The 1,898-nt window shown below is 70.2% G+C and carries 3 protein-coding genes; 1 reads left to right on the top strand and 2 read right to left on the bottom strand.

The genetic code is table 11. The annotated features are described in order from the left end of the window. A partial coding sequence (locus tag ACOADB_RS13085) for a biotin/lipoyl-containing protein (protein WP_378599161.1) occupies positions 1–287 on the bottom strand: 287 nt, incomplete at its 3' end. A 112-nt stretch (positions 288–399) separates the two neighbouring features. On the opposite strand from ACOADB_RS13085, the gene ACOADB_RS13080 reads away from it, so the two are divergent. Beyond that, positions 400–741, top strand: a complete 342-nt coding sequence (locus tag ACOADB_RS13080) for a hypothetical protein (RefSeq protein WP_182376654.1) — start codon at positions 400–402, stop codon at positions 739–741. Here ACOADB_RS13080 and ACOADB_RS13075 read toward each other — a convergent pair. After that, positions 701–1,898 (bottom strand): leucyl aminopeptidase (locus ACOADB_RS13075; protein WP_378599157.1); only part of this gene is annotated, 1,198 nt, incomplete at its 5' end. The genes ACOADB_RS13080 and ACOADB_RS13075 overlap by 41 nt on opposite strands.

Raw genomic sequence — 1,898 nt, 5'->3', positions numbered from 1 at the left:
GCCGGCGCCTCTTCGGCGGGCGCAGCAGGCGCCTCGGCGGGGGCCTCGCCGGCCTCACCGATCACGGCGAGAACGGCACCGACCTCGACCGTGTCGTCCTCGGCCGCCTTGATCTCGAGAAGCGTGCCCGCGACCGGAGAAGGGATCTCGGTGTCGACCTTGTCGGTCGAGACCTCGAGCAGCGGCTCGTCGATCGCAATCTGGTCGCCGACCTGCTTGAGCCAGCGAGTAACGGTGCCCTCGGTGACGGACTCACCGAGCGCGGGAAGAGTGACTTCGGTCGCCATGGACCTCATCCTTGCACCACGACTGAAGCATCTGGCAACCAGCCACCCATCGATCGGGCAAACTGTCTGCATGGCTTGGTTCGATCGATTCCGCAGGGGCTCGAAGGTACGCATGAGTAACCCCACGGCAGAGGCGCGTACGGGTTCCACCCGTGTGCGCGCATCGGACCGTACCGACGAGCAGCACCTGCAGACCTGGGTGGGCGAGCGACGTGGCGTCGAGGGGTTCGTCGAGCCGCGTACCGCCGTCAGCGACGTGACGCTCCTCCTCGTCGCGCACGACGGGGAGTGGACCCGCCGACGGGTCCCGTCGGTCAAGTGGGCGCACGACTTCTGCAACCGCCACCAGATCCCGTCGTACGACGCCGCAGTGGTCGGTGTGCCGCAGCGGATGCGCGACTACAACTCCCGGGTCAGGCAGCAGCAGAAGCAGCAGCGGCCGCCGACGCCCTGAGCAGCTCGACGAGGGTCGCGACGCCGTAGCCGGTCGCGCCCGAGGTCCAGTGGCCGTTCGGGCCGCCGCGGTTGTACGTCGGCCCGGCGATGTCGAGGTGTCCCCACGGCAGCCCGCCCGTGAACTCGCGCAGGAACGCCGCGGCGAAGATCCCGCCGCCCCAGCGGATGCCGTCGTACTGCGACAGGTCGGCGATCTTGCTGCTGCGGATCCGCTCGTCCATGAAGTCCGGGATCGGCATCGGCCAGGCGTCCTCGCCCGCGGACTCGGCGGCGGCGAGCACCTGCTCAACGACGGCGTCATCGCCCATCACACCGGCGATCTTGTCGCCGAGCGCCATCACCATGTGGCCGGTCAGGGTGGCGATGTCGATGACCAGGTCCGGCGCGCACTCGACCGCGCGACCGAGTGCGTCGGCAAGCACCAGCCGGCCCTCGGCGTCGGTGTTGCCGATCTCCACGGTCTGGCCGTCGTACATCGTCTGCACGTCACCGGGGCGCATCGAGGCGGCGCCGATCATGTTCTCGGCGAGCGCGGCGAACCCGGAGATCCGGACCGGGAGGTCGAGGCGGGCGGCGGCGATCATCGCCTGCACGACGGCGGCGGCCCCGGCCATGTCCTCCTTCATCGTGCCCATGCTGGCGGCGGGCTTGATCCACAGGCCGCCGGAGTCGAACGTGATGCCCTTGCCGACCAGCGCGATGTGCAGGACCGCGTCCTTGGGGCGGTAGGACAACTCGACCAGGCGCGGCGGTGCAGCAGAACCTGCGCCGACGCCGAGGATCCCCCCGCAGCCGAGCTCGGCCAGTCGCACCTCGTCGAGGACGTCGACCTTCACCTTGGTGCCGCCGCTGGGGACCTGCTTGTTGCCTGCCTTCACCGCTGCGGTGATGGCGTCGGCGAACATCGGCGGGGTCAGGTCGGCCGGGGGAGTGTTCACCCAGTCGCGGGTGGCGAGCACGGCATCGACCACGATCTGGGCCGGCTCGACCGCAGCGACCACCTCGGCCCGGCGGGCTGCAGGGGTCAGGACGACGATCTCGGCCGGCGTGGTCGGCGTACCGGGCTTCGACTTGTAGGCGGTGAAGGCGTAGCCGCCCAGGCGGTAGCCCTCGATCACGGCGCGCACGAGCTCGGGGCTGTCCGCAGGCAGTGCC

Origin of the sequence: Nocardioides sp. CPCC 206348 (assembly GCF_048654705.1) — a bacterium.
Taxonomy (GTDB): Bacteria; Actinomycetota; Actinomycetes; order Propionibacteriales; family Nocardioidaceae; genus Nocardioides.
Note: the sequence above shows the minus strand (reverse complement) of the source record. Positions and strands in the feature narration are given on the sequence as shown.

What these genes read in the sequence shown, in the direction of transcription:
- ACOADB_RS13080 (WP_182376654.1), top strand. Translation starts at nt 400, where the DNA reads ATGAGTAACCCCACGGCAGAGGCGCGTACGGGTTCCACCCGTGTGCGC.